The 17447-nt window shown below is 65.1% G+C and carries 15 protein-coding genes; 9 read left to right on the top strand and 6 right to left on the bottom strand.

Annotated features, from left to right (window positions below; translation table 11 throughout):
* Window positions 1–5: 5 nt before the first annotated feature.
* The 4 genes from UYS_RS0210220 to UYS_RS0210205 all read left to right on the top strand — a co-directional run bounded on the left by UYS_RS0210220 (window position 6) and on the right by UYS_RS0210205 (window position 4581).
* Entirely contained in the window at window positions 6–1670 is a 1665-nt protein-coding gene (locus UYS_RS0210220) for a GMC family oxidoreductase (RefSeq protein ID WP_016855410.1), read from the top strand.
* Between the two features lie 27 nt (window positions 1671–1697).
* Window positions 1698–3083, top strand: a complete 1386-nt coding sequence (locus UYS_RS0210215; protein ID WP_016855409.1) for a CaiB/BaiF CoA transferase family protein — start codon at window positions 1698–1700, stop codon at window positions 3081–3083.
* Window positions 3084–3292: 209 nt separating this feature from the next.
* Window positions 3293–4138, top strand: a complete 846-nt coding sequence (locus UYS_RS0210210) for an enoyl-CoA hydratase-related protein (RefSeq protein WP_016855408.1) — start codon at window positions 3293–3295, stop codon at window positions 4136–4138.
* Between the two features lie 74 nt (window positions 4139–4212).
* Window positions 4213–4581: a tautomerase family protein gene (locus UYS_RS0210205; protein ID WP_016855407.1), complete on the top strand. Its 369-nt coding sequence runs from the start codon at window positions 4213–4215 to the stop codon at window positions 4579–4581.
* Between the two features lie 167 nt (window positions 4582–4748).
* On the opposite strand, the gene UYS_RS17260 is transcribed toward UYS_RS0210205, so the two are convergent.
* From UYS_RS17260 to UYS_RS0210185, 4 genes are all read right to left on the bottom strand, one after another.
* Entirely contained in the window at window positions 4749–6374 is a 1626-nt protein-coding gene (locus UYS_RS17260) for a BCCT family transporter (RefSeq protein WP_016855406.1), read from the bottom strand.
* A gap of 153 nt (window positions 6375–6527) precedes the next feature.
* Window positions 6528–7718 carry a mandelate racemase/muconate lactonizing enzyme family protein gene (locus tag UYS_RS0210195; RefSeq protein WP_051008820.1) on the bottom strand — a complete coding sequence of 397 codons (1191 nt, stop codon included), beginning with the start codon at window positions 7716–7718 and terminating at the stop codon, window positions 6528–6530.
* On the bottom strand, window positions 7715–8920 hold the full coding sequence (locus UYS_RS17255; protein WP_016855404.1) for an iron-containing alcohol dehydrogenase: 1206 nt from the start codon (window positions 8918–8920) through the stop codon (window positions 7715–7717). Before UYS_RS17255 ends, UYS_RS0210195 begins: the two co-directional genes overlap by 4 nt.
* Before the next feature lie 10 nt (window positions 8921–8930).
* On the bottom strand, window positions 8931–10424 hold the full coding sequence (locus tag UYS_RS0210185; protein ID WP_016855403.1) for an aldehyde dehydrogenase: 1494 nt from the start codon (window positions 10422–10424) through the stop codon (window positions 8931–8933).
* 171 nt (window positions 10425–10595) lie between these two features.
* Here UYS_RS0210185 and UYS_RS0210180 point away from each other — a divergent pair, with 171 nt between their 5' ends.
* Window positions 10596–11513 carry a LysR substrate-binding domain-containing protein gene (locus UYS_RS0210180; RefSeq protein ID WP_016855402.1) on the top strand — a complete coding sequence of 306 codons (918 nt, stop codon included), beginning with the start codon at window positions 10596–10598 and terminating at the stop codon, window positions 11511–11513.
* A 16-nt stretch (window positions 11514–11529) separates the two neighbouring features.
* On the opposite strand, the gene UYS_RS17250 is transcribed toward UYS_RS0210180, so the two are convergent.
* Window positions 11530–12450, bottom strand: coding sequence for a LysR substrate-binding domain-containing protein (locus UYS_RS17250; RefSeq protein WP_016855401.1), 921 nt, complete (start codon window positions 12448–12450; stop codon window positions 11530–11532).
* Window positions 12451–12561: 111 nt separating this feature from the next.
* Here UYS_RS17250 and UYS_RS0210170 point away from each other — a divergent pair, with 111 nt between their 5' ends.
* The 3 genes from UYS_RS0210170 (at window position 12562) to UYS_RS0210160 (ending at window position 15740) form a co-directional block, all read left to right on the top strand.
* Window positions 12562–13452 (top strand): HalD/BesD family halogenase, encoded by an 891-nt coding sequence (locus UYS_RS0210170; RefSeq protein WP_016855400.1) that lies wholly within the window; start codon window positions 12562–12564, stop codon window positions 13450–13452.
* A 36-nt stretch (window positions 13453–13488) separates the two neighbouring features.
* On the top strand, window positions 13489–14739 hold the full coding sequence (locus UYS_RS0210165) for a M24 family metallopeptidase (RefSeq protein WP_016855399.1): 1251 nt from the start codon (window positions 13489–13491) through the stop codon (window positions 14737–14739).
* Between the two features lie 137 nt (window positions 14740–14876).
* Window positions 14877–15740 carry a glycine betaine ABC transporter substrate-binding protein gene (locus tag UYS_RS0210160; RefSeq protein WP_016855398.1) on the top strand — a complete coding sequence of 288 codons (864 nt, stop codon included), beginning with the start codon at window positions 14877–14879 and terminating at the stop codon, window positions 15738–15740.
* Between the two features lie 87 nt (window positions 15741–15827).
* On the opposite strand, the gene UYS_RS0210155 is transcribed toward UYS_RS0210160, so the two are convergent.
* The gene (locus UYS_RS0210155; protein ID WP_016855397.1) at window positions 15828–16331 is read right to left on the bottom strand and encodes a lactoylglutathione lyase family protein; all 504 of its coding nucleotides are present in this window, start codon (window positions 16329–16331) and stop codon (window positions 15828–15830) included.
* Between the two features lie 102 nt (window positions 16332–16433).
* On the opposite strand from UYS_RS0210155, the gene UYS_RS0210150 reads away from it, so the two are divergent.
* The gene (locus tag UYS_RS0210150; protein WP_272943084.1) at window positions 16434–17324 is read left to right on the top strand and encodes a LysR family transcriptional regulator; all 891 of its coding nucleotides are present in this window, start codon (window positions 16434–16436) and stop codon (window positions 17322–17324) included.
* The last annotated feature ends 123 nt before the right edge of the window (window positions 17325–17447 follow it).

Below are 17447 nucleotides of genomic sequence, written 5' to 3'. Positions count from 1 at the left end.
ACGCCATGGCTGATCATTCCAACAACACCCATGCCTTCGACTACATCGTGGTGGGCGCCGGCACCGCCGGCTGCCTGCTCGCCAACCGCCTCAGTGCGGACCCGGCCAACCGGGTGCTGCTGATCGAGGCCGGCGGTCGCGACAACTACCACTGGATCCACATCCCGGTGGGCTACCTCTACTGCATCAACAACCCCCGGACCGACTGGCGTTTCCGCACCGAGCCCGATCCCGGCTTGAACGGTCGCTCGCTGATCTATCCGCGGGGCAAGACCCTGGGCGGCTGTTCCAGCATCAACGGCATGCTCTATCTGCGCGGCCAGGCCCGCGACTATGACGGCTGGGCCGAGCTGACCGGCGACGACGCCTGGCGCTGGGAGAACTGCTTGCCCGACTTCATGAAGCACGAGGACCATCATCGCCTGGATGAGGGAGGCGATGCCGACGCCGCCCACCGCGACTTCCACGGCCACGGCAGCGAGTGGCGCATCGAGAAGCAGCGGTTGAAATGGCAGGTCCTGGACGATTTCGCCACCGCGGCGGTGGAGGCCGGCATCCCCCGCACCCGCGACTTCAATCGCGGCGACAACGAGGGAGTGGACTATTTCGAGGTCAACCAGCGCTCGGGCTGGCGCTGGAACACCGCCAAGGCCTTCCTGCGGGGCGTCGAGCAGCGCGGCAACCTGACGGTCTGGCACTCCACCCAGGTGCTGGGGCTCGACTTCTCGACGGGCGAGGGCGGCGAGCCGCGCTGTTGTGGGCTGAAGGCCGAGCGCGCGGGCGAGGAAGTCGAGGCGACGGCGCGTCGCGAGGTGGTGCTCTCAGCAGGCGCCATCGGCTCGCCGCAGCTGCTGCAGCTCTCGGGCGTCGGCCCGGCGGCGCTGCTCGCCGAGCACGACATCCCCGTGGTGGCCGACCTGCCCGGCGTGGGCGAGAACCTGCAGGACCACCTGCAGATCCGCTCGGTCTACAGGGTCAAGGGCGCTAAGACCCTCAATACCATGGCCAACTCGCTGATGGGCAAGGCCAAGATCGGCCTCGAGTACGCCTTGAAACGCTCCGGTCCCATGAGCATGGCGCCGTCCCAGCTGTGTGCCTTCACCCGCAGCTCCGAGGACTACACGCATCCCAACCTCGAGTATCACGTCCAGCCGCTGAGCCTGGAGGCCTTCGGCCAGCCGCTGCATGACTTCCCGGCCATCACGGCCAGCGTGTGCAACCTCAACCCCACCAGCCGCGGCACGGTGCGCATCAAGAGCCGCGACCCGCGCCAGGCGCCGGCGATTTCCCCCCACTACCTGAGCACGCCGGAGGATCGCCAGGTCGCCGCCGACTCGCTGCGTGTCACGCGCCACATCGCCGCCCAGCCGGCCTTCGCCAAGTATGAGCCTGAGGAGGTCAAGCCGGGGGCGCAGTACCAGACCGACGACGATCTGGCACGGCTGGCCGGCGATATCGGCACCACCATCTTCCATCCGGTGGGCACCGCCAAGATGGGCCGCGACGACGACCCCATGGCGGTGGTGGACTCCCATCTTCGGGTCCGGGGGGTGGCGGGCCTGCGCGTGGTGGACGCCAGCATCATGCCCACCATCACCAGCGGCAACACCAACTCGCCGACCCTGATGATCGCCGAGAAGGCCGCGAACTGGATCCTGACATCACAATAAATTCTGCAGGAACTTGGGAGAACACCGATGGCCACCTTTACGCAACCGGAGCTCAAGAAGGGCCCTCTCGATGGGGTGACCGTGCTCGATTTTTCTCGGGTGCTCGCCGGGCCCTATTGCACCATGGTGCTGGCCGATCTGGGGGCCCGCGTCATCAAGGTCGAGAAGATCGGCACCGGCGACGATACCCGCGAGTTCGGTCCGTTCGTCGAGGGCGAGAGCGCGTACTTCAGCTGCTTCAACCGCAACAAGGAAAGCATCGTCCTGGATATCAAGTCACCCCGCGACCGCGAGCTGCTGGAACGGTTGCTGGATGAGTCCGATGTGCTGGTCGAAAACTTCCGCCCCGGCGTGATGGATCGCCTGGGCTACGGCCCCGAGCGCCTGGCCAGGACGCATCCTCACCTGATCTATTCCTCGATCTCGGGCTTCGGTCATACCGGTCCCTTCAGCGAGTTGCCCGGTTACGACATGGTCGTGCAGGCCATGGGCGGGATCATGAGCCTGACGGGATGGCCCGATGGCGAACCATCGCGGGTGGGGACCAGCTTCGGCGACCTGAGCGCGGCGCTCTTCGCGGCGGTGGGCATCATCGCGTCGCTCTATAGCCGGACCAAGGATGCCCAGGGCACCCGCGTCGATATCGGCATGCTCGATTGCCAGGCGGCGCTGATGGAAACCGCCCTGGCGCGTTACGACATCGAGGGCAAGGTGCCCAACCGAACCGGCGACTGCCACCCCTCGCTGGCGCCCTTCGAGAGCTTCAATGCCAAGGACGGCAAGCTCGTCATCGCCGCCGGCAACGATACCCTCTTCCTGCTGATGGCCGATGCCATCGGCGCGGCAAGACTCGCCTTCGATCCCCGTTTCATCAGCAACGACCTGCGCTGCCAGAACCGCCCCGAGCTGGTCGCCGAGATGGAAAAGATCCTGCGACAGCAGCCCGTCCAGCACTGGGTGGATCTGCTCAACGAGGAGGGGGTGCCCTGTTCGCCGATCAATACCATCGACAAGCTGTTCGATCACCCGCAGTTGAAGGCCCGCAACATGATCGTCCAGGTTCAGGGCAAGGCCGGCAAGCCCTTCCGGACGGCAGGCAACCCGATCAAGCTGACCGGGCGCGAGGACTTCGATAGTGATGTCCCATCCAAGGCACCGGGGCTCGGGCAACATCGCGAAGCCATCCTGGCCGAACTGATGGCGCGTCACGGTTCCTACCATCTGCCAACACCGCCGGATGGGCAGGGCGCGGCCTCCGGAACATCCGACACGGAGATGTCGCTTCAGGACTTTCGTCCCGCCGCCTCCCATGGCTCAGGCTCCGTTCGATCGGGCCCCGAACCAGCCCACGAGAGTGGGCGGGAGCGGCCAAGGAAGGCGCAGGTGAAAGCCAGCGCCGATCCGACCGAGTAGCGAGTGAGGCCATGAGGCGCTCAAGGTTCGCCTCGGTCGTCTCCCCGGAAGATGACAGAGGATGTCATGCCTGCAGTGGCGGGACGCCCGGGGCAGGGGCCGTCATCTTGAGATGAATACAAGCCTGTCGGCTCTTCCAACGAGCTGACACGGCAAGGTTTTTTGCCTGAAACGCTTGTAGACCACCCACAATAAATGGGAGTTGGAAGATGAACAAGACAGTGGACACGCAGCCGCAATCGAAACACGCCGAGTCCTCGGCGTCTGATGCGCCGAACGACACCGGCCCCGAGATGATCGTCGTCGAGCGACGCGAGCGGGTCGGGCTCATCATCCTGAACCGGCCGAAGAGCCTGAATGCGCTCAATCGGCAATTGGCCGAAGAGACACTCGCGGTACTGCGCGAGCTGGACGCCGACCCGGGCATCGGTGCGATCGTCATCACCGGCAACCCCAGGGCCTTCGCCGCCGGCGCCGATATCGAGGAGATGGCCGAGAAGTCCTTCACCGACTTCTACATGGACGACTTCCTGTCGCCCTGGGACCAGGTGCGCCAGATCGCCAAGCCGATCATCGCCGCGGTCGGAGGCTTTGCACTCGGCGGTGGCTGTGAACTGGCCCTGCTGTGCGACTTTATCATCGCCTCGGACGACGCCCAGTTCGGCCAGCCGGAGATCAAGTTGGGCATCCTGCCCGGGATCGGGGGATCCCAGCGCCTGGCCCGCTCGGTCGGCAAGGCGATGGCCATGGATATGGTGCTGATCGGACGCAACATCGGGGCCCAGGAAGCCAAGGAGATCGGCCTTGTGGCCCGGGTGGTGCCCAAGGACGAGCTGATGCAGAACGCGCTCGAGGCGGCCCATACCATCGCCGGCTACAACGCGCCGGCCGTCAAGATGGCCAAGTCCGCCGTCAATGCCGCCTTCGAGACGCCACTCGACGAAGGCCTTCGCCAGGAGCGCCTGCTCTTTCAGGCGGCCTTCGCGACCGAGGGGCAGAAGGAGGGCATGAACGCCTTCGTCAAGAAACGCGCCCCGGTCTTTCGTCATCGGTAGGGGCTAGAGATGCTCGGTCCCACCTCTTTGTTAATTCATGGCAATCAGTTCCCTGGTTGCACACGGAGGAAATGATGCCCTTTGTTACCATCAACGTGCTCAAGGGAAAGTCGAAAGCCTATACCCAGGCGATTTCCGATGAGGTCAATGCGGCGGTGATCGACACCATGGGGTTTCCCGAAGACGATCGCTATCAGGTGATTCATGAGTGTGATCCCGAACATCTTCAGCTCCAGACGCGCGATACGGACCGCGTGATGATGCATCTGGTGATGCGGGGAGGCCAACCCGATCATGCCAAGAAAGCGTTCTATGCCAGGGTGGTGGAATCCCTGGCTCGCAATCCCGGCATCGACCCCGGCAACGTGATGATCACCATCACCGAGAATCGTGATATCGATTGGTCGTTCCGGGGGGGAGTGGCGCAGTTCTGTCCGCAGTGAGGCGAACAGGATGCGCAAAAGGCCCGCTCAATGCGGGCCTTTTGCTTTCCTGGGCGCTTCGTGCCCGGGAAGAGAGGCGTGAAGCCGCGCTCTCTTGGGCACAGGCCCCGGTAGGGGGCCGACAGGATGCACTATCCGCTCTTGCGGGCGGCTAGTGCATGAAGGCTTCAGCCTTGTTCAGCCTCGGCCAAGCGACGGCGCTGCTGCCAGCGCGCGTGCGCCTCTTCGGAGTAGGTGCGCGACGGCGTTCTCTCCATGCCGGCGCCGGCCGTGCCCAGGCTGACCAGGCGCAGCAGAGAGGCCGTGGCCAGGATGACGATCAGAAGCGCCGGGAACCCCCCCAGGTTCGAGAGCATCTTGATGCCATCGACCCCGACGAAGCTGGTCATGATCCAGGCCACGGCGCCGATGGTGGTACCCCACAGCACCTTGAGCGGCAGTCGACCCGCGGCATTGTCATCATCACCGTCGCCCGCCAAGGCCGTTTGACTGTCGTTGCTGCACAGCTGACTGATCGCTTCGGTGTTGGAGTCGGCGGCGGTCACGTAGGACAGGAAGGCGATCGCCAGGAAAGCCGCGGCGCTGAGACCGTCCAGGGGCAGTTCGTCGAGGAGCGCGTAGACCATGGCGCCCGGACCATTTTCCTGCAGCAGGGCATACATGCCGCCGTCGCCCGTCAGATCCAGGTGCAGCATGCTGCCGCTGGTGACCGAGACATAGGCAATGGCAAACAGGGCGGGCGCGACCAGGTTGATCAGCATGAACTGACGCACGGTATAGCCCCGTGAAATACGGCCGAGGAAGAGCGCCGTGATCGGGGCCCACGCCATCCAGTTGGCCCAATAGAAGATGCTCCAGCTCTTTGGCCAGGGATCATCGGCCAGGGCGCCGGTGAACAGGCTCTTTTCCAGAAATTGTCCGACATAGGCGCCACTGGACTCCACGCCATAGCCGAGGATGTCACGGGTCGGTCCAAACAGGAAGATGAAGGCCATGAAGACGAAGAAGGCCCGCGCGTTGAGGGCGGAGAGCGTGGCGATGCCGCGTTGGAGTCCGCTGGCGGCCGAGGCCGTGAACAGCGTGACGATCGCCAGCGTCACGATGCCCAGGGCAAGTGGTCCCGTGCCAGTGCCCAGGAAGCGGTCGACGCCGCCGGCCAGCGTCATGACGCCGGTGCCCAGCGATGAGGCCATCCCGCAGACCAGCGCAAACAGGGCCAGGGCGTCCAGCAGGCGTCCCGGGCGTCCGATGAGGCGGTCACCCAGGATCGGTGTGAACAAGGAGCCCAGCGAGAACGGCTTGCCCATGTTGTAGTGGGCGATGGCGAACATGACCGCCGGCACGGTGTAGATGGCGTAGGGGGTGAAGGACCAGTGCAGGAACATGGTCGACAGGGAGAAGCGGGCCGCATCCAGGCTGTTGGCCGTGATATCGAGCGATGCCGGGGGGGAATGCAGATGATAGAGCGGCTCGGCGGTGGACCAGAACATGATGCCCACCGCCACCGTGGTGCACAGGGTGATCGAGAACCAGCGCCAGGCCGAGAGCATGGGCCGGGCGTGTTCACCGCCGATGCGGGTGCGCCCCAGCGGGGACAGGAAGACGATCAGGCAGGTAATCACCATGGCCAGCGAGGTCAGGGAAAAGAGCCAGCCGACATTCTCGAGAATGGCGGTGTTGAGCCTTCCCGTCACGGCGAGGAAGCCTTGCAGGTCGATGATGCTGGCAGCGACCGCCAGCATCAGAAGAATAAAGGGTGGCCAGAAGACCAGCGGTCGCATCCGATGGAACATAGCGACTCCTTTTGTTGTAGGTGAATGCAGGGCGAGGGGCAGGGAGGCCCCTGGCCGGTTGTCCTCCGGCACCATCGGGTGACGCCGGAGGACAGGCCCGTCAGCCGTCGATGGCAGATCATGGGGATGAGCCGCTTCGACGACGCTCGGGCACTATTGGTAGGTGGCCTGGCTGGCACGGGTGGCGGCCAGGCGCTCCTCGTCCAACTCAAGGCCGAGGCCAGGCGACTCCGACAGGGTCAACCAGCCCTCGCCATCTGCCAGCAAGGGAGTGGTGAGCGGGAAGTCGCGCTTCTCGGGCGTCCATTCGGGCGGGTCGAAGGGGTATTCCAGATAGGGGGCGCCGTCCGGGCCGATGGCGCCGGCGGTCAGGTGCAGGTTGGCGATCACGCCGATGCCGTTACCCCAGGTATGTGGCGTGAACAGCTTGCCGGCGTCGACGACCTCGCGGGCCAGCCGTGCCAGGCCCAGCATGCCCACCGAACAGACGGCGTCGGGCTGGTAGACGTCGAGACAGCCCTGGCGAAGCATTTCCCGGAACTCGTAGGGCTCACGGGTCATCTCGCCGCCGGCGATGCGCAGCGACGTTGCCTCGGCCAGCCTTGCCATGCCGGCATAGTCGCCCCGATACAGCGGCTCTTCCATCCAGTAGACCCGCTGGCGCTCGAGTTCCCGCGCCACCTCCAGCGCCTGGTCGAACTGCCAGGGCGTCTTGACGTCCCAGGGCATCCGCCAGCCCTGGTTGCAGTCGACCATCAGTTCCAGGTCGTCGCCGACGGCGCGGCGCACGGCGCCAAGCACGGCCAGGTCATCTTCCAGGCGGGGGCGACCGAAGCGCAGCTTCAAGGCCGGGATGCCGGCCGCACGGACCTGCTCGGCCAGGGCCACCACTTCCTCGAGCGGGCGGTGGGTGCCGCTGGACGCATAGGCCCGCAGGCGGTTGGACTCGCCGCCCATCAGGCGCCAGACCGGGGTCTCGAGGATCTTGCCGGCGAGGTCCCAGAGGGCGACCTCGAGCGGCCAGCACCGTCCGGCATGAAAGCCGATGTTGTCGATCACGCCGGCATGACGCTCCAGGTCCAGCGGGTCTTCGCCGATGAACAGATGACGAAAGTCGTCGAAGCCGTACATGACATCGCCGGATCCGATCCCTTCGCGTCCCTCGCTGTCGATCACCCGCACCAGGGTGGCCGGGAAGCGGCGGCGCGGCTGGCTGTCCCAGGCGGCGGGGAAGGGCGGGTCGAGCTCACACTGGTGGTGGCTGATCTCGATACGGGCGATGCGACTCGGCTGCCCCGGCGCCGTGAAGAGGGGGGCACGCTCGTCGTTCAATGCGTCTGTCATACCATCGTCTCCGCTTCTGTCGTGGTTGAGATGTCCTGCAGGCGTTGCCGACGGCGCTCGAAGGTGGCCACGGTCAACTCGGCCAGTGGCTGCCAGTCGTCCGGCTCCGGGATGCGGGCGGCATTGCTGGCCATTGGGGCGTTTTCCTCGGCCTGCATCACCTCGGCCAGCGCCGTGGCGTTCATTTCCAGATCCACGAAGGGCGTCAGTGCCTGATCGAAGCCGCTGGCATCGGCCAGCGCGGTGAACAGTTCAGGGAGTTCCTGCGCCTCACTGCCCGGCATCAGGGCATGGGCACCGGCGGCGAAGACGGCTTCATGGCCCTCGATGGACCAGGCGAGCGTGGCCTCGACGGCGAGCGCCACGGCCACGCCATGGGGCAGGTGATAGAGGCTGCCGAGGGCATGGCCGATGTTGTGCGCGATACCGGTGCCGCCATTGTCGATGGCCATGCCGGCCAGGCAGGCGGCCTCCTGCATCTGCTGGCGAGCCTCGAGATTTGCCGGGGCGTGCACCGCCTCCGGCAGCGCCGCCCCGATCAGGCGAATCGCGGCCAGCGCCTGGCTCTCGATCAGCCGATGGCGGTTGCGGCCGGTGGTGGCTTCCAGCGCATGCACGAAGGCATCCAGCCCCGTGGCCGCGGTCAAGGCAGCCGGAAGCGAGCGCGTGAGTTCGGGATCGAGCAGCACGGCCTCGGGCAGCAGCTCGTCGCCCCAGGCCCACAGCTTGCGACCGGCGTCGTCGGCCAGGATCGAGGTCCGGGTGACCTCGCTGCCGGTGCCCGAGGTGGTCGGGACCATCACCGCCGGCGCCTTGCCGACCCAAGGGCTGCGGCCCAGCAGATAGGTCTCCATTTTCCCGGGGCTGGCGGCCAGCGCGGCCACCAGCTTGGCGATGTCCAGCGCGGTGCCGCCGCCGATGCCGAGCACCAGGGGGGCGTCGAGCTCGCGCACCACCTGCGCCGCCTGATCGACGGTGGCCACGCTGGGCTCCCCGGCGGGGGCGATGAAGCGGATGACCTCGGCATCCTTTTCCAGCTCGGCCACATAGGGGGCCAGCATGCCGCTGGCCTCGAGTCCGGCATCGGTGATCAGCAGATAGCGCGCGGCACCCTGTTGCCGACGCAGTTCCGGCAGGCGGGCCATGCAACCCGGGCCTGCGATGACGGGGGCCTGGCGACCGTTCTCGTAGTCTTGTTGCATGCGGCGCTCCTCAGATCTCGATCCAGGTGGTCTTGAGCTCGGTGTACTTGTCGAAGGCATGCAGCGACTTGTCGCGACCCTGTCCCGACTGCTTGAAGCCGCCGAAGGGCGCATTGATGGAGGTGTGGTCGTAGCAGTTGACCCAGACGGTGCCGGCCCTCAGCGACCGGGCGGCACGATGACCGTCGCTCAGGTGGTCGGTCCAGATGGCCGCGCCGAGGCCATAGTCGGTGTCATTGGCGAGGGCGATGGCCTCGTCCAGCTCATCGACGGTGAGCACCACCAGTACCGGGCCGAAGATCTCCTCGCGGGCGACGCGCATGTCGTTGCTGACCTCGTCCAGCACCGCCGGCGTGAGGTAGTAGCCGCCGCTCTCGCGGTGCACCCGCTCGCCACCGAAGCGCAGCCTGGCGCCCTCGCGCTGGCCTTCGGCCAGGTAGTGCTGGACCTTTTCCAGCTGGGGCGCCTCGATCATGGCGCCGATCTGGTTGTCGGGGTCGAGGGGATCGCCGGGGGCGAGCTTCTGCGCCCAGGCTTCCAGGCGCTCCAGCAGGGCCTCCTTGATCTGACGATCGACGATCAGCCGGGTCCCGGCATGGCAGGTCTGGCCCTGGTTGTACCAGACGCCATAGGCCACATACATGGCGATCTTGTCCAGGTCCTCGACGTCTCGAGTGACGATGTGGGGGCTCTTGCCGCCACACTCGAGGCCGATCCGCTTCATGTTGGATTCCGCCGAATAGGCCAGGAAGCGCTTGCCGATCTCGGTGGAACCGGTGAAGCCCACCGCATCGATGTCCATGTGTCGGCCGAGGGCTTCGCCGGCCTCGTGGCCCAGGCCGGTGATCACCTGGAAGGCGCCGTCGGGAATGCCTGCCTCACTGGCCAGCGCGGCAACCCGCAGGGTGGCGAGGCTGGATTGTTCGGCGGGCTTGAGGATCAGCGAGTTGCCGGCGCCCAGGGCGGGACCGATCTTCCAGCCGGCGATGATCAGGGGATAGTTCCAGGGCACCACGGCAGCGACCACGCCGACCGGCTCACGGTCGATCATGCAGACGCTGGATGGCCCGTTGGGGGCGGTCTCGCCGTAGAGCTTGTCGAGCGCCTCGGCGTAGTAGCGCAGGCCACCGACCAGCCCCGGTACATCGACGCTGGTGGTCTGGGAGATCGGCTTGCCCGTTTCCAGGGTCTCGAGCAGGGCGATCTCGTCCGCGTGGTGCTCGATCAACTGCGCCCAGGCCAGCATCCTGGCCTTGCGCTCGGCCGGCGGCAGGTCGCGCCAGGTGCCGGCATTGAACGTCGCGCGGGCGTGGGCGACGGCGCGGTCGACGTCCTCGGCCTGGCAGGCGGCGACACGGGTGAGGGTCTCGCCGGTGGCCGGGTTGTCGGCCGTGAAGGTGGCACCACCGGCGGCATCGCAGAACTCGCCGCCCAGATAGGCCTGGTGGGGCAGGGTCAGGGTGTTGGCGAGGTGTTGCCAATCGGTCAAGGAGCGCTCGCTCATCGTGTCGTTCTCCCTAGGACATGGACGGATGAGGCATCCTAGGGGCGTGCCCGACGGCGAAACAAACGACCTTTATGCAGCGATACCATTCATAAAAGTCATGGGTGGTGCGTTATTCTACTCTCCTACTCGATAAAAATTGCCACTTCACGACTTTTTCTAGGGGGAGTCATGCAGCGAGCCTTGCCACCTCTCAATGCGCTCAAGGCCTTCGAGGCCGCCGCCCAGTGCCTGAGCTTCACCCAGGCGGCGGCGCGCCTGTGCGTGACGCAGAGTGCCGTGAGCCGTCAGGTGAAGTTGCTGGAGGAGCAGCTGGGGGTCGTCCTGTTCGATCGTCGCGGAGGCCAGCTGAAGCTGACCGCCGCCGGGCATCAATTATTGCCGGTGCTGCGCCAATCCTTCGACCGCATCGCCTGGACCGTGGGAGGGCTGGCCGATCAGCAGACGCTGTCGCGACTGAGCCTCAACGTGCCCCCGACCTTCGCCAGTCGCTGGCTGGTGCCGAGACTGGGCCGCCTCAAGGCGCTGCATCCCTCGCTCGAACTGTCGATCACGACTCGCTTCGAGGATGAGCTCCTGGAGCGCAATGAACTGGATGGGGCGATTCGCTTCGGCGCCGGCGAGTGGTCGGATATCGATGCCGAGCTGCTGCTCCAGGAAACGCATGTGGCGGTCTGCGCGCCCCACCTGCTCGAGGGGCGGCGCGGCAGCGAAGTGGATCTGACCCGACACACCCTGCTGCATGTGCTGCGTGACGATAACCGCTTCCATACCTGGGAGCACTGGCTGCAGGCGGCGGGCATCGACGGCGTGGAGACGAGCGGAGGTATGGGCTTCGACGTGCTGGAGCTGGCCATTCAGGCGGCCATCAACGGGGTCGGGGTCACGGTGGCCGATCGGCACATGATCGGTCGCGAGCTGAGGCGTGGGGATCTGGTGCAGCTACTGGATGTGGAGGTCACCGGCCATCAGTCCTACTGGCTGGTGACGCGCCATGAGCAGCAGGAATCCACCAACATGGCGCTGTTTCGTCGCTGGCTGCGGCAGGAGATCCACGACCCGCCGTCCGGATTCTCCGACCACGATTGATGGCGTAAGCGGGCCATCAGGGGGCGCTGCGGCCGAGATCGGCACCCGAATCCTCAACGGTGAGTAGCTCCCGGATCAGCGTGATCAGATCGTCGCCGGCAGGATGCTGGAAGCTCGGCGAGCGATGCAGTTCCAGCTGTGCCGGCGGCAAGGCGGGGAGGCCGTCGGCCTCGTCGAGCACCTGCCAATCGGCCGGCAGGGTGCGGCGATCGGCGACGGTCACGGCGTTGCGCTGGTTGATGGCCATGCGCAGTCCGGTCGGGCTTTGGCTGGTGTATTGCAGCGACCACTGGCGACCCTGGCGAGTCAGGCTGTCGAGGGCGCGTTGGCGGTAGGGGCAGTGATCCGGAAACAGCGCCAGGGGGAGCGGTGACCCTGCGTCATGGTGGAAGTCACGATGCGCGGCCCAGACCAGAGACTCGGTGCCGAGAATGTCGCCGTTGCCATGATTGGCATGGCGCACCGTCAGCGCCAGGTCGAGTTCTCCGCTTTCCAGCGCCTCGATCAGCTCGCTGGACATTCGACAGTGGATATGGGGCCGGATGCGCGGGTGTCGCTGGGCGAAGCGATCCAACAGGCGTGGTAGCCAGGCCTCGGCGTAATTCTCGGGCAGGCCGAAACGAATCACTCCCTCCCGGTCGCCATGGCCGAGTGCGCTGATGGCCTCGCGCTGAAGCTGCAGCAGACGACGCGCATAGACCAGGAAGATCTCGCCGTCGGGGGTCAGGCACAGCTGCCGGCTGGTGCGTTGCAGCAATGGCGTGCCCACACGCGCCTCCAGGGTCCGGATGCGCTGGCTGATGGTCGATTGCGTCTTGTGCAGCTGGCGGGCCGCGGCCGTGAAACCTTCGTTCTCGATCACCGCCACGAAGGCGCTGAGCAGCTCGGTGTCGAGGATCGGCAGGGTCTGGCCATCGGCTTTGTCGATGGAATTCATCGGAACGAATCGTTTCCTCGATGGTTTGATATTCCTCACTATGCCGCTGAATCCAAGGCGAGGCCAGCCTCGACTGGTCGACCCCTTACCCCGTGACCCCGGAGGACCCCGATGCTCACCGCACAGCAATTGGCCGATGCCGAACGACATGACCTGACCGATCTGGTCGATAGCGAACGTTATCCCCTCGAGCGTCCCGATGATCCCGCCCTGTTATCCGTCATCGCCCAGGCGCGTGCCGACCTGGATCGCGAGGGCTGTGCGGTGCTGCGCGGCTTCATGCGCCAGGATCGTCTGGCGCAGATGCGCGAGGAGTGTCAGGAACTGGCCGAGAAGAGTTTCTACAACACCCGTGAGGTCAACGCCTACTTCACCGCGGATGATCCGTCGCTCCCCGAACGGGATCCCCGCCGCCTGTTCATGACCCGGACCAGTGGCTTCGTGACCCGCGACATGATCACCGCCGACCGCATCATGCAGCGACTCTACGTGTCACCGGGCATGAAGTCCCTGGTGGCTCGCTGCCTCGGCGAGGAGCAGGTCTACGAATATGCCGACCCCTATGCCGGGCTGGTGCTCAATGTCCTGCCGGAAGGCACCGAACAGCCGTGGCATTACGACACGAACGAATTCATCGTCACCATGATGACCCAGGCGCCGGAAGACGGGGGCAGCTTCGAGTACTGCCCGGACATCCGGACGCCGCAGGATGAAAACTACTCAGGCGTCGGGGCGGTGATTCGCGAGGAGGACCGCGAGAACGTGCGTCGGCTGGACCTGCAGCCCGGGGATCTCCAGCTGTTCAAGGGGCGCTTCAGCCTGCATCGCGTGACTCGCGTCGAGGGGGCCACCCCGAGGTTGACGGCGATCTTCGCCTACTCCCAGTCACCGGGTGTGGTCGGCCGGCTCGAGCGCACGCGTCAGCTGTATGGCCGGGTGTCGGAGCTGCACATCCAAGCCGAGCAGGACCGCGCCGAACGTGTCGACGGCCTGCTCGACTGATCCTTCCCCCCTACGAATCGCTTTGGAGCACCGCTGATGAACATGGATCTGGACGCACTGGGCATCCTGGCCCCTACCCATCGCCCCGAAGACTGCGAGCCCACGCGAGAGGAGATCCCGCAGATTCTCCGCGATCGGCTGGGGCGCGTGAGGGCACAGCTCAAGGCGCGCGACATCTCGGCGGCCGTGCTGTTCGACCCGGCGCATGTGCGCTATGCCACCGGCTCGCGCAACATGCAGGTCTACAGTTCCCGCAACCCGGCGCGTTATGCCTTCGTGCCGGCCGAGGGGCCGGTGGTGCTGTTCGAGTTTTCCGGGTGTGAACACCTGGCCTCACATCTTCCCACCATCGACGAGATCCGGCCGGCCAAGGCCATCTCGTACTACTTCAATGAACGAAACACCCATGCGGTGACGGAGGCCTGGGCCGACGAAATCGATGACTTGATCCAGCGTCAGTGCGGTGGCGGCGGCAAGGTGGCGCTGGAGAGTGCCACCTCCCAGGCGGCCTTCGCCCTCAAGGAGCGCGGCTACCGGGTGCTGGATGCCCAGGAACCGCTCGAACAGGCGCGCGCCTACAAGGTGCCCAACGAGATCAAGATGATCCGCTCCTCATTGCGCGCGGTCGAGGAGGGGGTGCGGCAACTGGAGGCGTCCATCCGCCCCGGAGTGACCGAGAATGAAGCCTGGTCGAAGCTGCACCAGCACATCATCGCCACCGATGCGGACTTCGTCGAGACTCGCCTGATGAACTCGGGGCCCAGGACCAATCCCTGGTTCCAGGAGTGTTCCGATCGCCGCATTCAGGCGGGGGAACTGGTGGCGCTGGATACCGACGTGGTCGGGCGCTATGGCTACTATGCCGATTTCTCGCGCACCTTCCTCTGCGGTCGAGATCAACCGACTCAGGCGCAGAAGGATCTGTATCGCATGGCGTATGATCAGATTCGGACCAACATGGCCAACCTCAAGCCGGGGGTCAGCTTCAAGGAGTACGCCGAGCGTGCCTGGCAGATTCCTTCCGCCTACAAGTCACGCCGCTACTTCGCCCTGGCGCATGGCGTCGGCATGAACGGGGAATACCCCTATATCGTGCATCGCGAGGATATCGACGATAAGGGATACGACGGCATGATCGCGCCGGGCATGACGCTTTGCGTCGAGAGTTTCATCGGCCATGAGGCGGGCGGCGAAGGAGTGAAGCTCGAGGAGCAGCTCTATATCCGGGAAGACGGCCAGGTGGAGCTGTTATCGGATTATCCCTTTGATGCTCGTCTGCTGGGGTAATGGCGCAAGGCGTGAGCCATTGCCATGGTGCATTCTCTTGACTCATGCAGGGTATGAGAAATGCGTCAAATGGATGGGCCCAGTCTCATGCTAGTCTTGGCCCATCGCGATTCCAACAATCAGATGAAGGAGAAGGCATGAAGAAGCTTTCCGCGACTCTCTTGGCGCTCGGGGTCATGTCAGCCGGCACGGTGTCCGCTGCCAGTGACAAGTCACTGACGATTGGTACCAATAACTGGGCCGAAAATATCGCCGTTGCCAACATGTGGAAGATCCTCCTCGAGGAAGAGCATGGCTACGACGTCGAGTTGTCGGATGTCGGCAAGAGTGTGCTCTATAGTGGCCTCGCCAGCGGAGACTTCGATCTTTCTCTTGAGATCTGGCTGCCGACCACGGATGCGCCGTTCCTGGAGCCTTATCGTGACAGGATCGATGTGCATGATGTCTGGTATGAGGGTACCGGCCTCGGCTTGGTCGTGCCCGCCTTCGCCGACATCGACAGTATCCCCGAGCTACAGCAGCAGGCAGAGGACTATCAGTACCAGGGGCGCCCGGCCATTCTTGGCATCGACTCGGGATCCTCGATCGCAGGCCTGACGGAGGATGTCATCGAGGCGTACGAGCTGCCCATGAATCAGGTGAACAGCTCCGGGCCGGCGATGATGGCAGCGCTGGACAGCGCCTATCGCCGTGATGAGCCGATCGTTGTGACGCTGTGGAGCCCGCACTGGGCATTCGCCGAGTATGATCTCAAGTACCTGGAAGATCCCGAGGGCATCTATGGCGATGAGGAGGACATTTACTGGATGGCGCGTCCCGGATTGGACGAAGAGGATCCCTGGCTGACCTCTGTGCTCAATGCGTGGAAGATGGATGATGATAGCCTTGGCTCCTTGATGGCCCGGATCGAAGAGGTAGGCGATCCGGCCGAAGGGGCAAAGGGGTGGATCGAAGATCATCGTGCTCTGATTGACGAGTGGTTCGCCAGCGCGTCGTCCTAGGCGATCGTCGTCACGATCTCATTCTCTCGTAACGAGCCGGATGATAAGCATCATCCGGCTCGATTCGTTTGCGCCGCTCGGCCTCACTCAGGAGGCATAGGCACCGGCGGAGTAGGTCAGCTCGTAGCTATGGCTGTAGATCTCGAGGATGTTGCCGAACGGGTCTTCCATGTAGACCATGCGGTACGGCTTCTCGCCGGGGAAGTACTCGCGAACCGGCATGCGCTGCTTGCCGCCGGCGGCGACGATACGCTCGGCCAGGCCTTCCACGTCCGGGTCCTGGACACAGAAATGGAAGACACCGGTCTTCCAGTACTCGAAATTGTTCTCCGGGTCTTCCTGGCCCTGGAATTCGAACAGTTCGACGCCCACCCGGTCGCCCGTGGACATGTGGGCGATGCGGAAGGATCCCCAGCCTGGACCGAAGACGTCGGAGCACATGACGCCGATGGCCGAGTCGTCCTCGACGATGGTGGTGGGTTCCATGATGACGTACCAGCCGAGGACCTCGGTATAGAACTTGAGGGCGGCTTCGACATCGGGGACCGAAATGCCGATGTGGGAAAAGGTGCGGGGATAGGCCTGACTCATGATGACGTCTCCTGCTGTTGGGCGAATGTCAGTGAACGCCTTGCATGCTAGGCCCCGGCGGCCATAATCAAAACCACCATGACGTTATGATCACGATAAGAGATGCTTATGCTACAGCCGCAGTGGCTGCGCACCTTCGAGGCCCTGGTGGAGCTCGGCAACTTCACCCGGGCCGCCGAACGCCTGGACCTGACCCAGGCGGCCGTCAGCCAGCACATCAAGCACCTGGAGAGCCGGCTCGGGCCGCTGCTGCTGCGTCAGTCGCGCAAGCTGGAGCTGACCCCCGCGGGGCATGCGCTACTCGATTATCGCCGGGAGATGCAGGCCGCCGAGCAGCGCCTCGAGCAGCGCCTGGCCGGCGATGATGCCAGCCGGGGTGAGCTGTCGCTGATCACCCCGGGCAGTATCGGGCTGGCCATCTACCCCCACCTGCTGGCGCTGCAGCGCCAGGCGCCGGGGCTATCCATCCGCCACCGCTTCGCGCCGACGGCGGAGGTGATCGATGCCGTGCTGGAAAACCGCGCGGAGCTGGGGCTGGCTTCCCAGCGGCCGGAGGACCCGCGTCTCGCCGTGTCGCTGTTCGCCCGGGAGGCCCTGGAGCTGGTGGTGCCGGCGGAGGCCGACGTCGAGGGCTGGGAGGACCTGGCACGAATCGGTTTCATCGACCACCCGGACGGCCACCACATGGCCACCCGCCTGCTGAGCCGCCGTTTCCCGGGGAATCCCGGCGTGCGTCATCTGCCTTGTCGCGGCTTTACGAACCAGATAGGCCTGATCCTTGCGCCGGTGGCACAGGGGCTCGGGTTCAGTGTGCTGCCTCGCTTCGCGCGTGAGGCCTTTGCGGCCCCCGAGGCGATTCGTGTCGTGGAGGGATCGCCGGAGGTGGTGGATGACCTGTGGCTGCTGCATCGTGCCGAGTGGCCACTCTCCGCTCGTGCCGAGCGTGCCCTCGAGTGGCTCGATGCCCGTGTTGTAAACCCTCGATCCACGTAGGGGCAGCTGGGGCCCAGCATACCGGGCGGGAACACGCCGTGGGGCATGATCACGCCCGGGTGTCGCGCAGGCGTCGCGCCCGGCGTCCGGCGCTCCTCAATGACGCATCGCATCCATCAGGCG

Origin of the sequence: Halomonas smyrnensis AAD6 (assembly GCF_000265245.1) — a bacterium.
Classification (GTDB): Bacteria; Pseudomonadota; Gammaproteobacteria; order Pseudomonadales; family Halomonadaceae; genus Halomonas; species Halomonas smyrnensis.
The sequence above is the reverse complement of the archived record's forward strand: the minus strand, read 5'-3'. Positions and strand labels throughout refer to the sequence as shown.

Coding starts and splice junctions, on each gene's coding strand:
- UYS_RS0210205 (WP_016855407.1), top strand. CDS start 4,213: ATGCCCTTTGTTACCATCAACGTGCTCAAGGGAAAGTCGAAAGCCTAT.
- UYS_RS0210215 (WP_016855409.1), top strand. CDS start 1,698: ATGGCCACCTTTACGCAACCGGAGCTCAAGAAGGGCCCTCTCGATGGG.
- UYS_RS0210155 (WP_016855397.1), bottom strand. CDS start 16,331: ATGAGTCAGGCCTATCCCCGCACCTTTTCCCACATCGGCATTTCGGTC.
- UYS_RS17255 (WP_016855404.1), bottom strand. CDS start 8,920: ATGCAACAAGACTACGAGAACGGTCGCCAGGCCCCCGTCATCGCAGGC.
- UYS_RS0210195 (WP_051008820.1), bottom strand. CDS start 7,718: ATGACAGACGCATTGAACGACGAGCGTGCCCCCCTCTTCACGGCGCCG.
- UYS_RS0210150 (WP_272943084.1), top strand. CDS start 16,434: ATGCTTATGCTACAGCCGCAGTGGCTGCGCACCTTCGAGGCCCTGGTG.
- UYS_RS0210165 (WP_016855399.1), top strand. CDS start 13,489: ATGAACATGGATCTGGACGCACTGGGCATCCTGGCCCCTACCCATCGC.
- UYS_RS17250 (WP_016855401.1), bottom strand. CDS start 12,450: ATGAATTCCATCGACAAAGCCGATGGCCAGACCCTGCCGATCCTCGAC.
- UYS_RS0210220 (WP_016855410.1), top strand. CDS start 6: ATGGCTGATCATTCCAACAACACCCATGCCTTCGACTACATCGTGGTG.
- UYS_RS0210185 (WP_016855403.1), bottom strand. CDS start 10,424: ATGAGCGAGCGCTCCTTGACCGATTGGCAACACCTCGCCAACACCCTG.
- UYS_RS0210170 (WP_016855400.1), top strand. CDS start 12,562: ATGCTCACCGCACAGCAATTGGCCGATGCCGAACGACATGACCTGACC.
- UYS_RS0210180 (WP_016855402.1), top strand. CDS start 10,596: ATGCAGCGAGCCTTGCCACCTCTCAATGCGCTCAAGGCCTTCGAGGCC.
- UYS_RS17260 (WP_016855406.1), bottom strand. CDS start 6,374: ATGTTCCATCGGATGCGACCGCTGGTCTTCTGGCCACCCTTTATTCTT.
- UYS_RS0210160 (WP_016855398.1), top strand. CDS start 14,877: ATGAAGAAGCTTTCCGCGACTCTCTTGGCGCTCGGGGTCATGTCAGCC.
- UYS_RS0210210 (WP_016855408.1), top strand. CDS start 3,293: ATGAACAAGACAGTGGACACGCAGCCGCAATCGAAACACGCCGAGTCC.